The 20,459-nt window shown below is 72.9% G+C and carries 18 protein-coding genes; 4 read left to right on the forward strand and 14 right to left on the reverse strand.

The window, feature by feature from the left end; all coding sequences use genetic code 11:
- Window positions 1-3: 3 nt before the first annotated feature.
- The 8 genes from F7P10_RS19320 to F7P10_RS19355 form a co-directional block, all read right to left on the reverse strand.
- Window positions 4-1,155, reverse strand: a complete 1,152-nt coding sequence (locus tag F7P10_RS19320) for a nucleotide disphospho-sugar-binding domain-containing protein (RefSeq protein ID WP_176611559.1) — start codon at window positions 1,153-1,155, stop codon at window positions 4-6.
- Window positions 1,156-1,178: 23 nt separating this feature from the next.
- Window positions 1,179-2,414: a cytochrome P450 gene (locus tag F7P10_RS19325; RefSeq protein WP_151010735.1), complete on the reverse strand. Its 1,236-nt coding sequence runs from the start codon at window positions 2,412-2,414 to the stop codon at window positions 1,179-1,181.
- 54 nt (window positions 2,415-2,468) lie between these two features.
- Window positions 2,469-3,212 carry a sugar phosphate nucleotidyltransferase gene (locus F7P10_RS19330; RefSeq protein WP_218040579.1) on the reverse strand — a complete coding sequence of 248 codons (744 nt, stop codon included), beginning with the start codon at window positions 3,210-3,212 and terminating at the stop codon, window positions 2,469-2,471.
- A 14-nt stretch (window positions 3,213-3,226) separates the two neighbouring features.
- Window positions 3,227-4,105 (reverse strand): class I SAM-dependent methyltransferase, encoded by an 879-nt coding sequence (locus F7P10_RS19335; protein ID WP_151010739.1) that lies wholly within the window; start codon window positions 4,103-4,105, stop codon window positions 3,227-3,229.
- Between the two features lie 110 nt (window positions 4,106-4,215).
- On the reverse strand, window positions 4,216-5,094 hold the full coding sequence (locus F7P10_RS19340) for a homocysteine S-methyltransferase family protein (protein WP_151010741.1): 879 nt from the start codon (window positions 5,092-5,094) through the stop codon (window positions 4,216-4,218).
- Window positions 5,091-6,233: a PLP-dependent aspartate aminotransferase family protein gene (locus F7P10_RS19345; protein ID WP_151010743.1), complete on the reverse strand. Its 1,143-nt coding sequence runs from the start codon at window positions 6,231-6,233 to the stop codon at window positions 5,091-5,093. Before F7P10_RS19345 ends, F7P10_RS19340 begins: the two co-directional genes overlap by 4 nt.
- A 2-nt stretch (window positions 6,234-6,235) precedes the next feature.
- Window positions 6,236-7,480, reverse strand: coding sequence for an aminotransferase class V-fold PLP-dependent enzyme (locus tag F7P10_RS19350; protein ID WP_151010745.1), 1,245 nt, complete (start codon window positions 7,478-7,480; stop codon window positions 6,236-6,238).
- Window positions 7,477-8,229 (reverse strand): hypothetical protein, encoded by a 753-nt coding sequence (locus F7P10_RS19355; protein WP_218040580.1) that lies wholly within the window; start codon window positions 8,227-8,229, stop codon window positions 7,477-7,479. The genes F7P10_RS19350 and F7P10_RS19355 overlap by 4 nt, the downstream gene beginning before the upstream one ends.
- Window positions 8,230-8,323: 94 nt before the next feature.
- Here F7P10_RS19355 and F7P10_RS19360 point away from each other — a divergent pair, with 94 nt between their 5' ends.
- Complete coding sequence (locus tag F7P10_RS19360) at window positions 8,324-10,072, forward strand: ABC transporter substrate-binding protein (protein ID WP_151010747.1); 1,749 nt, start codon at window positions 8,324-8,326, stop codon at window positions 10,070-10,072.
- 46 nt (window positions 10,073-10,118) lie between these two features.
- On the opposite strand, the gene F7P10_RS19365 is transcribed toward F7P10_RS19360, so the two are convergent.
- From F7P10_RS19365 to F7P10_RS19390, 6 genes are all read right to left on the reverse strand, one after another.
- On the reverse strand, window positions 10,119-10,826 hold the full coding sequence (locus F7P10_RS19365; protein ID WP_218040581.1) for a DUF899 family protein: 708 nt from the start codon (window positions 10,824-10,826) through the stop codon (window positions 10,119-10,121).
- 55 nt (window positions 10,827-10,881) lie between these two features.
- A complete protein-coding gene (locus F7P10_RS19370) occupies window positions 10,882-11,481 on the reverse strand; it encodes a bifunctional 2-polyprenyl-6-hydroxyphenol methylase/3-demethylubiquinol 3-O-methyltransferase UbiG (protein ID WP_151010749.1) in 600 nt (199 codons plus the stop codon).
- Window positions 11,482-11,515: 34 nt separating this feature from the next.
- Window positions 11,516-12,877, reverse strand: coding sequence for an AarF/ABC1/UbiB kinase family protein (locus tag F7P10_RS19375; RefSeq protein WP_218040582.1), 1,362 nt, complete (start codon window positions 12,875-12,877; stop codon window positions 11,516-11,518).
- Window positions 12,870-13,514: a YncE family protein gene (locus F7P10_RS19380; protein ID WP_218040583.1), complete on the reverse strand. Its 645-nt coding sequence runs from the start codon at window positions 13,512-13,514 to the stop codon at window positions 12,870-12,872. Before F7P10_RS19380 ends, F7P10_RS19375 begins: the two co-directional genes overlap by 8 nt.
- Window positions 13,511-14,389: a 50S ribosomal protein L11 methyltransferase gene (locus F7P10_RS19385; protein WP_151010751.1), complete on the reverse strand. Its 879-nt coding sequence runs from the start codon at window positions 14,387-14,389 to the stop codon at window positions 13,511-13,513. The genes F7P10_RS19380 and F7P10_RS19385 overlap by 4 nt, the downstream gene beginning before the upstream one ends.
- A gap of 155 nt (window positions 14,390-14,544) precedes the next feature.
- Window positions 14,545-15,744 (reverse strand): DUF6004 family protein, encoded by a 1,200-nt coding sequence (locus F7P10_RS19390; RefSeq protein ID WP_151010753.1) that lies wholly within the window; start codon window positions 15,742-15,744, stop codon window positions 14,545-14,547.
- 447 nt (window positions 15,745-16,191) lie between these two features.
- Between F7P10_RS19390 and F7P10_RS19395 the strand changes: the two genes are divergently transcribed.
- The 3 genes from F7P10_RS19395 (at window position 16,192) to F7P10_RS19405 (ending at window position 20,451) form a co-directional block, all read left to right on the forward strand.
- Window positions 16,192-18,705 (forward strand): ATP-dependent Clp protease ATP-binding subunit, encoded by a 2,514-nt coding sequence (locus tag F7P10_RS19395; RefSeq protein ID WP_151010755.1) that lies wholly within the window; start codon window positions 16,192-16,194, stop codon window positions 18,703-18,705.
- 14 nt (window positions 18,706-18,719) lie between these two features.
- A complete protein-coding gene (gene rfbB, locus F7P10_RS19400) occupies window positions 18,720-19,739 on the forward strand; it encodes a dTDP-glucose 4,6-dehydratase (RefSeq protein ID WP_151010757.1) in 1,020 nt (339 codons plus the stop codon).
- Between the two features lie 133 nt (window positions 19,740-19,872).
- Window positions 19,873-20,451 carry a TetR/AcrR family transcriptional regulator gene (locus F7P10_RS19405; RefSeq protein ID WP_151010759.1) on the forward strand — a complete coding sequence of 193 codons (579 nt, stop codon included), beginning with the start codon at window positions 19,873-19,875 and terminating at the stop codon, window positions 20,449-20,451.
- Window positions 20,452-20,459: the final 8 nt, after the last annotated feature.

Below are 20,459 nucleotides of genomic sequence, written 5' to 3' on the forward strand. Positions count from 1 at the left end.
CGCTCAGCTGTCCAGGGCCAGGACTCGGTCCACCAGACCGGCCGGGGAGGGCATCCCGGCGATCTCGTCGCGCACCTCCCGCGCCGCGTCCCGCAGCGGCGCGTCCGCCAGCACGCGCCGGATCGGCGCGGCGTCCAGCGCGTCGGCCGCGGCGACCAGCCCGGCACCGCGCTCGCGCACCACGTCCGCCTGCAGGAAGCTCGGCGCGCCCGACGGGACGATCAGCTGCGGGACGCCGGCGTCCAGGGCGGCGAGGATGGACCCCGCGCCGCCGTGGTGCAGGATCGCCGAGCAGCCCGCGAGCACCGCCCGCAGCGGCACCCACTCCCGCAGCACCCGCACGTTGGCGGGCGGGTTGCGCACGGGTTCGCCGGTCCCGCCGCCCGTCCCGCCGCCCGTCCCGCCGCTGGTGGCGACCCCCGCCATCAGCAGGACGAACTCGGCGTCGACCTCCGGTGCCGCCTTCAGCGTGCGGTCCAGGAACAGCGCCATGTCGGGCGCCATGACGTTGGTGCCGACCGTGACCGCGATCCTGCGCCGGTCCGGCCGCCCGGTCAGATCCGGGGGCAGCACCCCGCCCCCGTTGAACGGCACGTACCGCATCGGCCAGGCGCCGTCGGCCGGGGCCATGCTCGGCGGGGCGACCTCCAGCGAGACGCGGCGGCGCGGCGGGCCCGCCACACCGAGCGCGTCGAACGTCTCGGGGATCAACTCCGGGAGCCGGTCGAAGTAGTCGTCGCCCCGCAGCAGGCTGGAGCGGTGCTCCACGACGGGGACGCCCGCCGCGGCCGCGGCCAGCAGCCCGCCGCCCTGCAGCTGGGAGGTCACGATCAGGTCCGGCCGCCACCGCCGGGCCAGCGCCGTCATCGCGCCGGCGTACCGGCGGGTGACCTCCGCCAGCAGCGGCCACCCGTCGGCGACCTTCGTGGCCCGGAGCCGGACGATGTCGGGACGCCGGGCGTTCAGCTCGGCGACCGAGGGGCACCGCCCGTCCGGGTCGAAGTCGGCCACGTGCACGCCGGCGCCGGACACCGACAGCGCCGGGCCCGTCGTGCCGAACAGCACGTCGTGGCCCGCCGCGCGCATCGCCCACGCGAACGGGACGAGCGGGAACGTATGGCTGACCAGCGGAGTGGTCAGGAAGAGCACGCGCATCGCCATCTCCTCACGGCCGTCGGCTACCGGCGCAGCGTCAGCGGCACGTCGGCGAAGCCGCGCAGGTTGTGGCCGGGGCGGCGGCGGGCCGGGCCGCCCGGCTCGACCGCGCGGAAGCCGGTCACCAGCTCGGCCAGCAGTTCCCGCACCTCCAGCGGACCGACGTGCGCGCCCAGGCACGAGTGGATGCCGCCGCCGAACGCCAGGGAGGGGCCCTCGTCGCGCAGCACATTCAGCCGGTCGGGGTCGCTGAACCGCCTCGGGTCGCGGTTGGCGGCCCCCTGGACGCTCACGACGATCTGGTCCGGCTCCAGGTCGAAGCCCGCGACGGTGCACGGCTCCAGGGCGGTGCGCGGGTTGAGGTTGAGCGGCGGGTCGAAGCGCGCCAGTTCGTCCACGGCGCGCGGGATCCGGCCGGGGTCCTCGCGCAGGAGGGCGAGCTGCCCCGGCTCCTCCAGCAGCGCGTAGAGGGCGTTGCCCAGCAGGTTGGGCGCGGTGTCGATGCCCGCGTTCATCAGGTTGGCCGCCGTGGCCACCAGCTCGATCTCGTCCAGGGGGTCGTCGTCCGCGGGGGCGACCAGCCGGCTCAGCAGGTCGTCGCGGGGCTCGCGGCGCCGCTCGGCCAGCAGCGCGCCGAAGTACTCGGCCTGCTCGATCTCGGCGCGGGCGCAGGCGGGCAGTTCCGCCGCCGCGGTCTGCGGGTCGAAGATCTTCATGGCGTCCAGCGCCAGGGCCATGATGCGGTCCCGGTCGGCGTGCGGCACCCCGAGGAGGTCCCCCAGCACGGTCGTGCCCAGCGGGTAGGCCACCAGGTCCATGAAGTTGCCGCCGGGCGTGTCGGCGAGCCCGTCCAGCAGCTCGCGGGCACGGGCCCGGACCCGGTCGCGGAGCGTCTCGACGAAGTGCGGGCCGAAGGCGTAGGCGACGCGCCGCCGGATCCGGGTGTGCAGGGGCGGGTTGGCGTACACCATGGTGCGCTTCCACCGCGTCATCACCGGCTCGATCAGCTCGGGCGGCAGGCTGGTCAGGTTGAGCACCGACTCCTTGCCCCGGCCGAGCTCGCGGCGGCGCAGCGCCGGTTCGACGTCGGCGAAGCGCGTCAGGATCAGCATGCCCGAGCCGGTGACGAAGGCCGGGGCGTTGGCGTGCAGCCAGCGGTAGGTGTCGTGGGGCTCGATGTCGGGAGGGTTGTTGATGATGCCGAAGAACCTCTCCTCCGCGTGTTCGCGGAGGTCGGCGGGAACGTGCGGCGCGGTCACTACGCACTCCACTCGCAGGAAACGAACGCAGGTTAACTATATGTTTTTAAAGTGTCAATGCGCCGCGTCGACCGCCCGGTCGCGGGCGTAGCGGGCGTCCGCCGCGCGGTAGGCGTCCAGGCCGCCGCCCACGTCCGACCACCAGCCGGCGACCTCGGTCACGGCCAGCTCGCCGCGCCGCGCGTACCGGCGGTTGAGGTCCCAGATCTCGGTCTCGCCGCGGGCCGAGGGGCGCAGCATGCGGATCTCGCCGAACACGTCGCGGTGGTACAGGTAGCAACCGAGGTCGATCAGGCCGGGCGCGTGCCGGTCGGGGTCCTTGTCGCCCAGCGCGACGACCCGGTCGCCGCGCACCGTCAGCGGCGTGTGCGCCGCGGTGTCCGGCACCCGGGCGGCGATGATCCGCGCCCCCTCCGGCCGGCTCGCGAAAGCGGTCACCGCCGGCCGCAGCGACCCCTCGATCAGCACGTCGCCGCAGGCCACCAGCAGCCCGTCGGTGCGCACGTGGTGCTCGGCCTGGGCGATCGCGGACGGCATGCCGCGGGCGGACGACGGCTGCCAGACGTAGGCGAGGCTGCGCAGGCCCAGGTCACGGCCGTCCCGCAGGGCCTCCAGGAAACCCGACGCGTGCCGCTCGTCGATCACCAGCAGGACGTCGCGGACGCCCGCCCGGACGAGCTGGGCGATCACCCGGGCCACCAGGGGCCGCCCCGCGACGGGCAGCAACTGCTTGCTCGTGCCGGCGGTGAGCGGCGCCAGCCGGGTGCCCCGGCCGCCGGCGAGGACCACTCCGGTCACCGCGGGCCCCGCGCTCACGCGTCCCCGCCCGCCGGCCGCACCGCCCGCAGCAGCAGGGCGGTCGAAGGCAGCAGGAGCGCGCCGTCGCCCGACCGGTGGCGCTCGGCGGCCGCCGCCACCGCGGCCCACGTGCCGGGGTCGTCCGCCGAACCGAAGGTCTCCCGCACCGCCCGCAGCACGCCCGGCGGCATCACCGCCCGGGCGAACTCGGCGTACCCGTCCGGGGTCGCCACCCGGAACGGCACCTCGTGCTCGGTGACCGACACCTCGACGAACCCGGCGCGCCGCACCTGCGCGGCGAGCGGCCCGGGCTCGGCCATGCTGAACGGTCCCGGGGTGCCGGGCGGCGGCGGGGGAAGCCGCAGCCGCTCCCTGACCACCGCGTGCCCGAGCGCCATCATCGGCACTCGCGCGGGCGCCCCCCAGACCGCCGCCGCGAGGACGCCCCCGGGGCGCAGCAGCCGGGCCAGGGAGCGGAACAGCCCCGCGTGCTCGACGGCGAACATCAGGCCCCACCGGCTGAGCACGACGTCGAACGAGCCCGGCGCGAGGTCCAGGGACTCGGCGTCGGCGACGGCGAACTCCACGTTGCCGAGGCCCGCGGCGCGCCGCCGCGCCGCCTCCAGCATCCGCGGGGAGATGTCGACGCCCAGGACGCGCCCGGACGCCCCCACGGCGCGCGCCGCGCTCAGGGCGGGCTCGCCCAGGCCGGTCGCGACGTCGAGGACGGTGTGCCCGGGGCGCACTCCGCCGAGCTCCAGCAGGCGCCGGGTGACCGTGGCCGCGCCGCGCTCGAAGGTCGCCAGCGTCCTCTCCCAGCCCGGGCTGACGGCGTCCCAGGTCTCGCGTTGCTCGTCCTTCACGGACCGGGGATCCGGCCGCTGAACGGTCATGCCCCACCGCCTCCTCGTCTTCCGGGGTGCTCGTCTTCCGGGGTGCTCGTCTTCCGGGGTGCTCGCCTTACAAGGTTGTCGCCCGACGGCGGGGTCGTCCGGTGGCCGGGTCAGGGCGTGGCGCCCGTCGCGGCGGCCAGGTGGTCTGGTGTGGTGCCGCAGCAGCCGCCGAGGATCTCGGGCGCGAACTTGTCGCGCCACCCCCGCAGGAGGTCGGCGAACCCGTCCGGGGACAGGGCGGCCGGGACGTGCCGGTCGACATGCGTCCAGCGGTCCTCGGGACCGCGGTCCTCGATCCCCGGGCAGGCGCCGATCGGGCCCGAACAGGCGTCCCGGAGCTCGGCGAGGGCGCGCTCGGCGTCTGCCGGTGCGCCGCAGTTGACCAGGACGGCCTCGGCGCCGTCCCGTTCCACCGCGGCGGCCGCGGCCGCCACCCCCTCGCCCGACGGCAGCCGCCCGGCGTCGCCGCACACGAACGACACCCAGGCCCGCCCCCCGGCGGCCTGGACCTGCTCCAGCGCGATCCGGGCCTCCCGCGCGGTGTTCATCGTCTCGACGAGGACCAGATCGACGCCGGCCCGCATCAGCTCCGTGGCCAGCCACCGATGCTCGTCCCGCAGTTCCGCGTCCGGCGGCACCAGGTCGGGGCGGTAGCAGTCCTCGACCGGGGCCATCGAACCGGCGACGCGGGCCCGGCCGGTGCCGCACGCCGCCCGCGCCACCCCCACGGCCGCGTGCACCATCCACGCGAGCCCCGCCCCGTCCAGGCCGATCCGGTCGAGCGCCCGGCGGTTGCAGCGGAAGGTGTTGGCGGTGATCAGGTCGGCGCCCGCGGCCAGGTACCGTTCGTGGATCCGCCGCAGGTCCTCCCGCCGCGCCTCGCTGTTGAGCGCCAGCGTGGTCCACCAGGGGGCGCGCAGGGAGAGGCCGCCGCGTTGCAGCTCGGTGGCGACGCCGCCGTCCAGCCAGGTGATCGTCCCGTCGGTCATCGGTCGTGCTCCTCCTCCGGCCGCAGCGCGGCCACCAGATCGGCCACCAGGTCCCGCGCGTCCTCGATCCCCGCCGAGACCCGGACCAGCCCGTCGCCGATGCCCAGCTCCGCGCGGATGCGCGGCGGGACGCCGGCGTGGGTCATCAGGGCCGGACACTCGACGAGCGACCGCACGCCGCCGAGGCTGACCGCGCACGTGAACAGCTCCAGCCGGTCCATCAGCTTCGCCGGGTCGCCGAGGTACTCGAAGCTGACGACCGAGCCGGGCGCGGACATCTGCCGGGCCGCCGGCACGTGCCCAGGGTGGCCCGGGAGGCCCGGATAGTGCACCCGCCCCACGCGGGGCGAAGCGCACAGCGCCTCGACGATGGCCCGCGCGTTGCCGACCTGCCGGGCGGTGCGCAGCGACAGCGTCTTGAGCCCGCGGTGCACCAGGAAGCAGTCGAACGGGCCGGGCACCGCCCCGGTCACGGCGCGATGCTCGGCGAACGCACGGTGCAGCCGGTCGTCGTCGCAGACGAGCGCCCCGCCCAGTACGTCGGAGTGCCCGGCGATCGACTTGGTGGTGCTGTACAGCGTGACGTCCGCGCCGAGCCGCAGCGGCCGTTGCAGCGCCGGCCCCGCGAAGGTGTTGTCGACCACGACCAGCGCGCCGCGCTCGCGCGCCCGCCGGCCCGCCTCCGCCACATCGGTGATCTTCAGCAGCGGGTTGGTCGGCGTCTCGATCCACACCATCGCCACGTCCCCGGCGAACGCCGCGTCCATCGCGGCGGCGTCGGAGAGGTCGGCGTGGTCCACGGTGACGCCCTGCCGGGCGAGGAGGGCGAACAGCGCGCGGGTGCCGCCGTAGACGTCGTCGGAGGCCACGAGCCGCGCCCCGGGCTCCAGCAGCGAGAGCACCGTCGCCCCCGCCGCCTGGCCGGACGCGAAGGCGGTCGCGGAGCGGGCGTCCTCCAGGCCCGCCAGGCAGCGCTCCAGCGCCTCCCGTGTCGGGTTCTCGCCGCGCCCGTAGAAGTACCGGAGCGGATCCTGGACGCGCCGCTCGTACGTGGCCGCGACGTGGATCGGGGGCACCACGTCGCCCGTGCCGTCCGCGGGCTCCTGGCCGAGCCGCACCAGCTTGGTGTCGAAGTGCATGGTCACAGGAACCGCGTCGTCGGGTGCTCGGCGGTCCACACGCCCGGCCGCACCGAATGCAGCAGGTCGACGGCCCGGTCGACCTCCTCGACGGTGTTGTAGACCGCGAACGACAGCCGCACCGTGCCGAGCAGGCCGAGGTCGTCCAGGAACGTGCTCGCGCAGTGCACCCCGCAGCGGACCGCCACGCCGTGCCGGTCCAGGTGCCCGCCGACGTCGTACGGATGGACGCCCTCGATGACGAACGAGACGATGCCGCTCGGCGTCTCCTCGGGCGCGCCGACGACCCGCGCGCCGGGAACCTTGCGCAGCGCCGTGACGGCGCGGTGCACCAGTTCCGCGTCGTGCTCCCGGACGGCGTCCCAGCCGAGGTCCGCGACGTAGCCGAGCGCGGCCGCCAGGCCCACCGCTCCGGCGACGTCCGGGGTGCCCGCCTCCAGCCGCGCGGGCGCCGGGACGTAGGCCACCGGCTCGTCGCGGGCCACGCCCTTCACCGTCCCGCCGCCGACCCGGTAGGGCGGCAGCCCGGCGAGCAGGTCGCGCCGCCCGTACAGCACGCCGACTCCCGTGGGGCCGTAGACCTTGTGGGCGGAGAAGCAGTAGAAGTCGGCGTCGAGGTCGCGCACGTCGACCGGCGCGTGCGGCACGGCCTGCGCCCCGTCCACCACCACGGGCACCCCGGCCCGGTGCGCGTCGCGGATCATCTCCCGGACGGGGTTGACGGTGCCGAGGACGTTCGACACGTGCGCCACGGCGGCCAGCCGGGTGCGCGGGCCGAGCGCGGCGGCGAAGTCGGCGCGGTCGGTGCGGCCCCGCTCGTCGACGGGGACGACGGTCAGGCGCGCGCCCGCCCGCTCGCACAGGCGCCGCCACGGCAGCAGGTTGGAGTTGTGCTCCATGCCGCACACGACGACCTCGTCGCCCGCGCCGACCCGTTCCCGGCCGAAGGTGTCGGCGAGCAGGTTGATCCCGTCGGTGGTGCCGCCGGTGAACACGATCTCCTCGGGGTGGGCGGCGCCCAGGGCCGCCTGGACCGCCGCCCGCGCCCGCTCGTAGCGCTCGGTGGCCCGCCGCGCGAGGGCGTGATGGCTGCGGCCGATGTTGGCGGTGGCGGTGGCGTAGTGGTCGACGATCGCGTCCAGCACCCGGGCCGGCTTCTGTGTCGTCGCCGCGTTGTCGAGGTAGACCGGCGGCTCGCCGTCCACGCTGGTCCGCAGGATCGGGAAGTCGTCTCTGACATCGGTCATCCGGGATCCTCCTCAAACCGGAACAGGCCGGCGAACGCGTCCAGGAACGGGTCGGGGAAGGCGAACACCTTCTGGTCGGGGTAGGGACGCCGGGGTGCCGGAACCGACCGGTGCGGCCCGTAGAAGAACCAGCAGGTCTGCCCGACCTGCTCGGTGAACAGCGCGGGCCACGCCTCCGGCGGGTACAGCCGGCCCTGGACGCGCGTCGCCGCGAACTCCCCCGCGGGACCGAAGCCGTGCCCGAACATCACGTGCCCGAACAGGTCGTGCACGGCGCGGAACAGGTCGTTGTGCGGGACGTCCTCGCCGCGGACCCGCACGCCGGACGGCTCGCGCAGCGGGTGCGCGCCGGTGTCGGACGGCGGGCCGTGGCCCACTGCGGTGGGCAGGACGCGCAGGCGCCGCGTCGCGGTGACGCGCTCGCGCAGGTCGCGCGAGTCGCGGTAGGGCGGGCCGTCGCCGCGCCACGGCTCCACGGCGAATCCGGCGGCGACGGCGGAACGGTACAGAAGCCGGCTGTGCTGCTTGAGCATTTCGTAGCTCCGGCGCAGCCCCGGACTGTCCCGGCGGCGCGGAGCCCGCTGGTAGTAGGCGGCGACCTCGCGGCAGTAGTCCTCGTCCAGCGACACCCGCAGCCGCTGGAGGCGGGCGACCGAGGGCCGCGGGTCCCGCTGCCCGCCCAGCTCACGGACGGCATGGTCCGCGGCCAGGCGTCGCAGGTCCCGGCGGACCCGGTCACGATCGGCCACCTCGGCATCTCCCTCCGCGAGCCAGGACGCCGTATTGCCATCCTATCCCAACAACTTGATAATCATATAGCAACACCTCGGGATGGGAGAAACGATGACCAGCACCGCGTCCGAGCCCGCCGCACGCCCCGGAACCCCCCGGTACGGCGGGACGCTGCGCCTCCGGGGGCCCGGCGGCGTCGACCACATCGACACCGCCAGCGCGTACTACGCCACCTCCGCGCAGATCCTGCGCGCGCTGGCCCGTCAGCTGTTCGCCTACCCGGCCCAGGACGACCTGTCCGAGCCCGGAAAGGCGTTCGCCCCCGCCCCCGACCTCGCGGCGGAGATCCCCACCGTGGACAACGGGGGCATCAGCGCGGACCTGCGGACCTACACCATCCGGCTGCGCGACGGAGTGCGGTGGAACTCCGCACCGCCCCGGGAGGTCACCGCGCACGACGTCGTCCGCGGCTTCAAGCGGCTGCCCAACCCGGTGTCGGGCGCGGGCGCGCTGACCTACTTCACCACCACGATCCAGGGGATGCGCGAGTACTGCGACGCCTACCGGGACGCCTTCGCCGGCGTCGAGCCGACCGCCGCCGCGATGGCCGGCTTCCAGAACGCCCACGACATCGCCGGGCTGCGCGCGCTCGACGACAAGACCCTGGAGTTCCGGCTCCTGCACCCCGCGAACGACTTCCTCAACATCCTCGCGACCGGGTTCACCGCGCCCGCGCCGGTCGAGTACGACGCGTACGTCCCCGACAGCATGGAGTTCCGCCGCAACACCCTGTCCTGCGCGCCCTACCGGCTCGTCCACTACGCCGACCGCGGCATGGAGATCCGGATGGAGCGCAACCCGGTGTGGCGCGCGGAGACCGACCCGATCCGCGGCCAGTACGTCGACCGCATCGAGATCGAGGTGACCGACCTGCCCGTCCCGGAGATGGAGCGCCGGATGGACGCGGGCGAGGTCGACCTCGCCTGGTCCTACACGTCCGTGTCGTGGGACCGGCCCAAGCCCGGCCAGGACGCCCCGCCGCGCAGCTACCCCGGATTCGCCCTCAATCCCTACCTGGTGTTCAACCTGCGCAGCCCCAACGCGGGCCGCGCCACCAGCGACCCGAGGGTGCGCAAGGCCATCGCCTACGCCGTCGACAAGGTCGCCGTCGGGGAGATCCTGGACGCGCTGGACGCGCCGAACCAGCCGCTGGGCTCGGTCATCCCCGCGGGGAGCATCGGCCACCGCGGCTACGACCCGTATCCCACCCCCGGGTCACGCGGCGACCTGGCCAAGGCGCGCGAGCTGCTGGTCGACGCGGGCTACGGGGAGGGGCTGACACTCATCGCCGCCGTCCGCAAGATCGGCATCCACCTCAAGGTCATGGAATGCATCGCCGCGCGCCTGGAGGAGATCGGCATCACGCTCGACTACCGCTACTACACCCAGGCGGAGTACTACGGCTCGGCGCTGTCGGACCCGGAGGCGGGACGCGCGGGCGCGTGGGACATCGCCGAACCCGGCTTCACGCCCGACTGGTTCGGCAACAACGGACGCGTGATCGTCCAGCCGCTGTTCCAGAGCAACGACGTCCCGGGAACCACCAACTACGGCGGCTACAGCAGCCCGGAGGTCGACGCGCTGATCGAGCGGGCCCTGCAGGAGCCCGCCCCGGACGCGGCCGAGGAACTGTGGCACCAGGTCGACGTCAGGGTCATGGAGGACCTGCCCGTCGTGCCCATCCTGTCGTTCGCGGCGATGACGTCCCGGTACCACGGCAAGCGCGTCCGCAACCCCGTCCAGGTGCCGCAGATCGAGTTCTTCGACATCACCAACATCTGGCTGGACCCCGCGGACTGACCGGCTCCGGGCGCGGCCGCCCCGGCTCCGGTCGCGCCCGCCGGCCTCAGCGCCCGGGGGCCGGCACGTAGCCGTTGGCCGCGTACCAGTCGCCGCGGCCGGCCGGCACCAGGTCGAGGAGCTGCCAGACCGGCGACAGCAGGTCGATGCCGCGCTCGGGCAGCTCCGGGTCGACGCTGGCCTGCATCGTGTAACGATGGCGCACCCGGTCGCCCGCACGGTCGAACACGAGCAGGCCCGGCCGCTGGGCGCCCCCCGGCCCCTCCATCGCGAGGTCGGCGCCGAACGCGGAGTCGTGACCGGACAGCAGGCGCACCCGGTCCCAGCCGCGGCGGCGGCCCCACGCGCGCAGCTTCGGCAGCGGCGCCCTGGCCACGACGGCGAAGGCCGCCCGCCGCTCGACGTGGTGGGCGACGCCGTTGAAGCCGTCGACCCACATCGAGCACATGGGGCAGGCCTCGTCCGCGTCGGGCGCGAACATGAGGTGGTAGACGACGAGCGCGCCGTGCTCGCCGAACAGCTCGCCCAGCGCACGCGGCGTCACGGGCTCGTCGGAGGCGAGGTCCCGCGGCCCCTCGGCCAGGGTGTAGTCGGGCAGGACGGGCCCCGGCGGCAGGGCGCGCCGGGCGGCGGCCACCCGCTCGGCGTGGTCGAGCAGCTCCTTCTCGGCGGCCAGCAGCCTGCGCCGCGCCGCGATGTGATCGGCTCCGGCCCCGGCCGCCCACAGCGGCCGGGCCTCGGTGAGATCGCCCACCGGGCTCCCTCCGTCCAGTTCGGGAACGACACCCGGCAGGCTATAGGAAACTGAATCAGAAGGTGGCCCGTCTGCACCGGAACAGCGCCTGGCGCGGCGCGGGGACCGCGCCGCCGGCGGGGGCGCCGCGCATTCGCCGCCCCTCGGAGAGCTCGACCAGGCCGAACCCGCAGACGCGCAGCTCGTACAGATAGCCCTCCAGCGTGCGGTGCCAGATCATCGCGCCGTCCCAGGTGCGCTCGCCCTCGTCGAAGTAGCCGCTCAGCCGCACGGCTCCGTCCGGCGCGGGGCCGGGCGCCCCGTTCGGCGTCCCGTTCGGCGCCGCGTGCGGGGCGGCCGTGACCACGGGGTGCGGGACGGCCAGCACGAGGCGCCCGTCCCGTGCCGTGTGGTGGCGCGCGGTCTCCAGGAGCCGGGCGAGGTTGCGGACCCGGTGCAGCGCCATCCAGGAGACCACCAGGTCGAACGAGCCGAGCCCCACTCCGGACCAGCGTTCCAGATCCGCGAGGTCCAGGCCCGTGTAGGCGGCGCCGCCGTCGAGCGCCCAGCGTTCCAGCTCGGGCGCCGTGCGTCCCAGGTCGAGGACGGCGGCGCCGCGCGGCTCCCCGAGGAAGGCGCGGAACACGCTGTGCTCGCTCAGCGGATCGGTGGTCATGGGCTGGGTCTCCTCCCCTGTTCCCGGTACGGGGTCACCCCGCGCGGGCGCCGAACAGCCCGCGGTTGAGCACCGGCTTGGCGGTCTCCTGGAAGTCGATGCCGGGGTCCAGGTCGCGGACGGCGCCCTCGATCACCAGCAGCGACAGCAGCGGGAAGATCAACTCGGCGGCGGCGTGGATCCCGAAGCGCCGTTGCAGGTCGAACATCTCGGCGGCGAACGCGATCAGGCTGAACTCGCGGGCCGGCAGCCCGTGGCTGCGCTCCACCAGGTCGGCCATGCGGACGAGGAAGCCCTCCAGGTCGGCGTCCGGGCGGACGCCCACCGAACTCTCGACGACGATCTCGGCGCAGCGGCGGCCCCGGCCGGTCGCCATGTTGAGGAAGAACTCGGCGAACAGGCGGCGCAGCCGGTCGGTCAACTGCACGCTGAACCCCGCGTCCAGCACGACGACCTGGCCGTCGCGGGTGAAGTACAGGTTGCCCGGGTGCATGTCGCAATGCACGAACCCGGTGACGAACAGCATCTGGTAGACGGCGGTCAGCGCGGACTCGGCGAACCTGCGGCGCATGGCCGGCGGGCATCCCGCGGCGGTGCCGATGTCCAGGTCGGGGATGAAGTCCATGACGATGCAGGCCGGCCGGCACGCGTCGGGGTGCACCCGCGGCACCCACACCCGCGGAACGGGCGCCAGAGTGTCGCGCAGCCGGGAGAGGCTCGCCGCCTCCCGGGTGAAGTCGAGCTGACCGAGGACCGCCTCGCACATGTTGTCCACGACCTCGGTCACCGGCATCCCGCGGAACGGCGGCACCCGCGCCGCAACCCGCGCCCCGGCCCGGATCAGCGCGAGGTCGTCGCGCATCACCCGCTCGATCCCGGGGCGCCGCAGCTTGACCGCGACCCTGCGGCCGCCCGGAAGGGCGGCGGCGTGCACGCAGGCGACGCTGCCGGCGGCGACCGCCCGCTCGTCGAACTCGGCGAACGGCGGCGCGCCGGCCCGTCCGGGATCGCGGGCGCCGCGGCCGGGCCCGCCGTCCGCACCACCGGCGCAGGGGGCCCGGGCGTAGACCTCGCGCAGGGCGCGGCGGGTCTCGGCGGGGCTCACCGGCGCGACCGAGTCCTGCAGCCGCGACAGCTCGTCGCACAGGCCGGCGGGCAGGACGTCCCGGCGCGTGCCCAGCACCTGGCCCGCCTTGACGAACGCCGGGCCGAGCGCCATGAGCAGGGCGGTGAGGCGCCGGTAGAGGTGCGCCCGCGCCGCTTCCCGCCCGCCCCGCAGGCGGTGCCGGACCGTGCCGGGCACGGCCAGGGCGCCCATCGCCGCGACCGTGGCCGCCACGTGCACGGCCCGGACCGCCAGGGCCGGCGCCCGGACGCGGGCCGTCCCGTCAGGCACGCGACATTCCCGGGATCTCGATGGCCCGCAGTTGCAGGGTCGTGTAGTCGCAGTACCAGATGAGGCTGCCGTCCCAGGCGATCCCGGTCGGATTGCCGTGCACCGACACCGACGCGACCTCGGCGCCCCGCTGCAGGTCCAGCAGGTTGATGGAGGCGCCGCGGTAGTCGGCGTACGCGACGAACCCGTCGGACACGGTGATGCCCGCAACCGGGCGGCTCACCCGGTAGGAGGCGATGAGCCGCAGGTCCTCGGGGTCGCGCAGATCGATGGTGCGCAGGTCCTCGTAGCCGAGCCACAGGCCGTGATGGGTCGCCTCCATGCCGCACAGCACGTTCTGCGGGCGGGGGTTGGGGCGCTCGGCCAGCACGTCGCCCGTCTCCGGGTGGAGCACCCGCAGGTCGCGGTGGTCGCCCGCCACCTGGACGAGCCGGCCGTCGATGGTGGTCAGGTCGGTGCGGACGCCGGGGCAGGGGACGCGGCGCGTCACCTCGCCGGTCCCGGGGTCCAGCTCCATGATCTGGTTGGAGACGGCCTCGGAGAACCACAGGTGCTGGCCCGTCCAGGTCAGTCCGCACAGTTTGAAGGCGCGCACGGGGATGTCCCGCACGGAGCCGGCCGCGAACGGCATCGTCATTTTCCCTTCCTGAGAGCGCAGTCCAGCCGCCAGTCCGTCACCTGGCGGACGTCGTCGGGCGGGCGCACCTCGACGCGGAGCTCGTCGCCCACCGAAACGGACGTGTGCCGCAGCGGCCAGACCCACACCGCCCAGTTGCAGCCGGAATAGGACGGCATGTTCGTCAGCGAGATCCCGTCGGTGAGGGCGGCGGTGAAGTAGCCGGCGACGGCGTGCAGCCGGCCCGGCCGGTCGATCGTCATGGACCGCCGCGTCCGCCGCACCGGGCGGGCGCCGCCGGGCCGGTGGTCGGCCAGCGTCACCGGCGCGCCGAGCATCCTGGGCGGCCGCTGGAAGAAGCAGAGCTGCGCCTCCGGGGCCGCGCTCTCCTGCACCGCGTCGAGCCGGAACCCGAAGTAGTCGTCGCTCCACAGCCCCCAGCCCTCGCGGTCGAACTCGATGGGCACCAGGTGCGTGAGCAGCCGCTTCGGGACGACGCGGCCGCCGCGCGCGAGGTTGCGGCGGGTGAACGCGCCGAGTATCTCCATCATCTGTTCCTCGGGACCGAGGTTGCCCATCATCTCCGAGACGACGACGTCGGCCTGGCGCGGCAGCCGGACCTCCCGGGCGTCCCCCTGGACGATCGTCAGCCGTCCCTTGAGGTCGTTCCGCTCGGCGACCGCCGCGGCGACGGCGGCCGTCTGGGGGTCCGCCTCGATGGCGTACACGTGCTCGGCCCCGTGCCGCAGCGCCAGCAGGGACAGCGCCAGGGTGCCCGCGCCGACGTCGGCCACCACGCCGCCGCGGACCGCGCCCTCCAGCGCCCGGTCATAGGCGATCACGCGCGGCCGGTCGGCGAGCATGGCCTGGTGCATCAGCAGCCGCCGCTGGTCCACTCCGTCCTCCTGTCCTGGACGCCCGTGCCGCACGCCGCGTTCCTCCCGGGCGTCCCGCGGTGACGCCCGGGAGGAACATCGACAGGGCAGGAACTATAGGTTTTTCAACCATCAGAGCCGACCCTGTCGATCATGTCAAGTGGCCCTGCGGCGGTTCAGATGTTGACCGCCGCCGTCTCGCCGACGTGGGCGTCGCGCATCACCAGGCGGGCCCCGGTCAGGCGCGCCTTGACGCCGCCCTCGGTGCCGACCAGCGGGGCGTCGGCGCCGCCCATGGCCAGCTCCGTGCCGGTGGGCTCGAGGTCCTGCAGCCGTCCGGCCATGTGCACCGGGCTGGCCGCGTACAGGTTGCCCTGCGGCGTGACCAGCTCGAACTCGGCGTCGATGTGCAGGTCGGCGGGGTAGCGGACCCGGCTGAGGCTGTCCTCGGAGCCCTCACCGAGGGTGCCGCCGGACACCCGCGGCCAGCTCGCCCGCAGCATGACCCGTCCGCCGAGCGCCTCGCTGGTGCCGACCATCGCGACGCGCGACATCTGCGCCAGGACGCCGGCGCCGTCGTGCTTCTCCGGCCCGAAGAGCAGGATCTCGGTGCCCGCGGCCTTGCGGTAGTCGCCCGCGAGCTCGATCGTCTCGGTGCGGCCGTCGATCTCGACGTCCACCGAGCCCTCCATCGACACCTGCATGATCATGGAGGGGTCGACCAGCATCGACATGCACGGACCGGCGCTGGCCGCGAAGAACACCGTCGGGGTGATGCCGACCGGGTTGTTCTCGTCGTCGGCCGGGTACCAGGCCTCGGGCAGGGTGGTGCCGCGCACCACGTTCGGCGCCTGGACGACGTCGAACGGGCCGTCGCCGCGCGGGGCGCCCAGGTAGGGGCCCGTGAGCGGCTTCTTGTAGGGCGGGATCCCGTCGACCACGCCGTAGATGTCGATGACGTTGCGGTGGGCCAGCCGCAGGGTGCTGGTCTCCAGGATGCCGAAGCGGCGGATGTAGAACCCCGCGGGGAAGTTCTTGCCGGGGACGATCTGCCGCACGTGGCCGGTGTTGGGCAGGAACGGGTTGGACAGGACCTGGATCCTGTCGTCCAGCTCGTAGCTGTAGCCCTTGATGCCGACCTCGGGCGCGCTGATCAGCTCGAGGGACAGCTCGGCGTGGCCCTTCTCGTCCACCCGGTGCTCGAACCCGGGCATGGGCCACTTGTTGAGCTGCACGAAGCCGGACAGGTTGATGGTCTCCCGCCGGCCGGCGTAGTAGTCGTCCCCGAACACGACCGTGGCCGCCGCCAGGATGTGCGGCCGGATCGGCTTCGGTTCGAGATTGAGGGACTCGTAGGTCTCACGGAGAGAGCTCAAGCCAGACACCTCCAGGGTCTGTTGAGATCGTCGTGCCGAGGCGCCCTCGGCCGCGCGGCCCCGAGGTCACCTATGGGAGCTTTACTATAAATTTTTATAGTGCTGGGTCAAGGGCCCCCACGAACGCCAGCCGCCCGCCCGGCCCGGCGAACTCGCGCCGGACGATCACGGACCGGCTGTCCCGGCGATGCGCGCCGGGGCGCGGCCGCCGCTCGGGGCGATGCCCGGCGAAGGCGGATGACCAGTTCGGATATTCGGGTTCGGCGGCCGCGGGGGCGTCGACCATGGGATGCCTCTGCAGGGACACGGAGCTCCTCCCGTCACCGCCCGAGTCCGAACTTCTGTTCGCCTACAGCGAACAGACGCCCTTGCCTCTTGTTGGCGGCCATTGCAGTAGAGACTTTAGATTCAGATAGTAACTCCCTCTGTCTCGTGGGGAGCGAGAAGATGTTCGAGAGGTTCACCGACCGCGCGCGGCGGGTTGTCGTCCTGGCTCAGGAAGAGGCCAGGATGCTCAACCACAACTACATCGGCACCGAGCACATCCTCCTGGGTCTGATTCACGAGGGTGAGGGTGTGGCCGCCAAGGCTCTGGAGAGCTTGGGGATCAGTCTTGAGGCGGTGCGTCAGCAGGTCGAGGAGATCATCGGCCAGGGTCAGCAGGCGCCGTCGGGGCACATCCCGTTCACTCCGCGCGCCAAGAAGGTCCTTGAGCTGTCGCTGCGTGAGGCGTTGCAGCTGGGCCACAACTACATCGGTACCGAGCACATCCTGCTGGGCTTGATCCGCGAGGGTGAGGGCGTCGCGGCGCAGGTCCTGGTGAAGCTGGGCGCCGATCTGAACCGGGTGCGGCAGCAGGTGATCCAGTTGCTGCACGGTTACCAGGGCAAGGAGCCGGCCGCTTCGGGCGGGCCTTCGGAGGCGGCTCCTTCCACGTCGCTGGTGCTGGACCAGTTCGGCCGGAACCTGACGCAGGCGGCGCGTGAGGGGAAGCTGGATCCGGTCATCGGGCGGGACTCCGAGATCGAGCGGGTCATGCAGGTGCTGTCGCGCCGCACCAAGAACAACCCGGTGCTGGTGGGCGAGCCGGGTGTCGGCAAGACGGCCGTCGTGGAGGGCCTCTCGCAGAAGATCGTCAAGGGCGAGGTGCCCGAGACGCTGAAGGACAAGCAGCTGTACACCCTCGACCTCGGCGCGCTGGTGGCCGGGTCCCGCTACCGCGGTGACTTCGAGGAGCGGCTGAAGAAGGTCCTGAAGGAGATCCGCACGCGGGGCGACATCATCTTGTTCATCGATGAGCTGCACACGCTGGTGGGTGCGGGCGCCGCCGAGGGCGCGATCGATGCCGCCAGCATCCTCAAGCCGATGCTGGCCCGCGGCGAGCTGCAGACCATCGGCGCCACCACGTTGGACGAGTACCGCAAGCACCTGGAGAAGGACGCCGCGCTGGAGCGCCGGTTCCAGCCGATCCAGGTGGCCGAGCCGTCGCTGGCGCACACCATCGAGATCCTCAAGGGCCTGCGGGACCGGTACGAGGCGCACCACCGGGTGTCGATCACCGACGGCGCGCTGGTGTCGGCGGCGCAGCTCGCCGACCGCTACATCAGCGACCGGTTCCTGCCGGACAAGGCGATCGATCTGATCGACGAGGCCGGCTCCCGGATGCGGATCCGCCGGATGACCGCGCCGCCGGACCTGCGCGAGTACGACGAGAAGATCGCCGACGTCCGCCGCGACAAGGAGTCGGCGATCGACGCGCAGGACTTCGAGAAGGCCGCGGCGCTGCGCGATTCGGAGAAGCAGCTGCTGGGGCAGAAGACGCAGCGGGAGAAGGAGTGGAAGGCCGGCGACATGGACGTGGTGGCCGAGGTCACCGACGAGCTGATCGCCGAGGTGCTGGCCACCGCGACCGGTATTCCGGTGTTCAAGCTGACCGAGGAGGAGTCCTCGCGGCTGCTGCGCATGGAGGACGAGCTCCACAAGCGCGTCATCGGGCAGGAGGACGCCATCAAGGCGCTCTCGCAGTCGATCCGCCGCACCCGCGCCGGGCTGAAGGACCCCAAGCGTCCCGGCGGCTCGTTCATCTTCGCCGGCCCGTCGGGTGTCGGTAAGACCGAGCTGTCCAAGACTCTGGCGGAGTTCCTGTTCGGCGACGAGGACGCGCTGATCCAGCTCGACATGTCCGAGTTCATGGAGAAGCACACGGTCTCGCGGCTGTTCGGTTCGCCGCCCGGCTACGTCGGGTACGAGGAGGGCGGCCAGCTGACGGAGAAGGTGCGGCGCAAGCCGTTCTCGGTGGTGCTGTTCGATGAGATCGAGAAGGCCCACCAGGACATCTTCAACAGCCTGCTGCAGATCCTGGAGGACGGCCGCCTCACCGACGCGCAGGGGCGTGTGGTGGACTTCAAGAACACCGTCATCATCATGACGACGAACCTGGGGTCCAAGGACATCTCCAAGGGCGTGTCGATGGGCTTCGCCCGGCAGAACGACGAGCAGGGCTCCTACGAGCGGATGAAGGCCAAGGTCTCCGAAGAGCTCAAGCAGCACTTCCGGCCCGAGTTCCTCAACCGTGTCGATGACACGGTGGTGTTCCACCAGCTCACCCCGAAGGAGATCATCCAGATCGTGGATCTGATGATCGCCAAGGTGGACGAGCGGCTCCGCGACCGCGACATGGGGATCGAGCTGCGCCAGGAGGCCAAGGACCTGCTCGCCGAGCGCGGCTACGACCCCGTGCTGGGCGCCCGGCCGCTGCGCCGGACCATCCAGCGCGAGATCGAGGACCAGCTGTCGGAGAAGATCCTCTACAACGAGCTCAAGGCCGGCCAGATCGTCATCGTGGGCACCGAGGGCACCGGCGAGGACGCGAAGTTCACCTTCAAGGGCGTCCCGAAGCCGACCACCGTCCCCGACAGCCCGCCCCCGATCGAGGGCGCGGTCAACTTCAACAAGGACTGACCTCCGGGACTCCGATGACGAGACATGTGCTGGTGACCGGTGGCGCGGGATTCGTCGGGTCGGCGTACGTGCGGGCCCTGCTGACCGAGTTCGAGAGGCCCGCGCGCATCACCGTGCTCGACAAGCTGACCTACGCGGCCGGCACCGCGACGCTCGCGCCCGTGCTCGCGGATCCGCGGGTCCGGTTCGTCCGGGGCGACGTCTGCGACGCCGCGCTGGTGGACACGGTGATGCGCGGCCAGGACACGGTGGTGCACTTCGCCGCGGAGTCCCATGTCGACCGTTCCATCGAGGTCGCCCTCCCCTTCGTGATGAGCAACGTGGCGGGAACGCAGGTGCTGCTCGACGCCGCGCTGCGGCATGGCATCGCCACGTTCCTGCACGTCTCGACCGACGAGGTGTACGGCACCATCGAACGCGGCTCCTGGACGGAGACCGCCCCGGCACGGCCGAACTCCCCCTACGCCGCGACGAAGGCCGGGGCGGACATGCTGTGCCTGGCCTACGCCCGTACCCACGGGATGGACGTGCGCATCACGCGCTCCTCGAACAACTACGGCCCGTACCAGCATCCGGAGAAGGTGATCCCCCTCTTCGTCACCAACCTCCTGCTCGGCCGGAAGGTGCCGCTCTACGGGGACGGTCTGAACGTGCGCGACTGGCTGCATGTCGACGACAACTGCCGCGGGATCCAGCTCGTCCTGGAGCACGGCCGGGCCGGCGAGATCTACAACATAGGCGGGCGCCACGAGCTGACGAACCTGGACCTCACCGCCGCCATCCTCGGCCTCTTGGGGAAGGGACCGGAGGCGATCGAGTGGACCGCGGACCGCAAGGGCCACGACCGCCGCTACTCGCTGGACTGCACGAAGGCCACCGCCGAGCTCGGGTACCGGCCGCGCCTCGGCTTCGAGGCCGGACTCGCCGCCACGGTCGAGTGGTACCGCGCCAACCGCGACTGGTGGGAGCCGCTGCGCGGCCGCCCGGCCGAGCTGCTGACGCCTTCTCCGCGCCCCGCGACCTCCCGCCGCTGAGGCGCGGGCACAGCTGCCGGACCAGCTTCTCCCAGCTCTCGGACGTGCGGCGACCCGGACGAGCGCCGAGCGGAGGTGCCGGCCTGACACAGCTTTCTTGAACAACTGATCCAGATACGTCTAGAGTGGGCGCATGGCGAGAACCCGGGAGTTCGACACCGAAGCGGCGGTGAGCCGTGCGATGGAGTTGTTCTGGACGCACGGCTACGAGGCGACCTCGGTGCGCGACCTGACCCGGCATCTCGGGGTCGGACAGGGTTCTCTCTATGCCGCGTTCGGCGACAAGGACGGCCTGTACCGGGCCACGCTGGAGCATTACCGCTCCACCTTCGCGGAGGCCGCCCTGCGCACCCTCGACGAGGGCGCGGACGCCCGCTCGGCCGTCCGCGCCCTGCTGGTCGAGCGGATCCGGATCGCCGTCGAACACGGCGGCCGGGGCTGCCTCCTGGTCAATGCGGCCACCGAACGCCTGCCGGAGGACCAGCCCACCCGCCGCATCGTCCGAGACGTGCTGGACGCCAACCAGGAAGCCCTCGCCGATCTGCTGAGCGCGGCGGCGGAACGCGGTGAGATCTCGACGCGGCATGCCCCGCACACCCTCGCCGCCTTTCTGATCACGTTCCTCAACGGGCTTCTGGTCTCCTCGAAGATCACTCCGGACGGCCGCGCCCTCGAACCTCTCGTGGAGGTCGCTCTGATCGCCCTCGACTGATTTTTCGT

This window comes from Actinomadura sp. WMMB 499 (genome assembly GCF_008824145.1).
Taxonomy (GTDB): Bacteria; Actinomycetota; Actinomycetes; order Streptosporangiales; family Streptosporangiaceae; genus Spirillospora.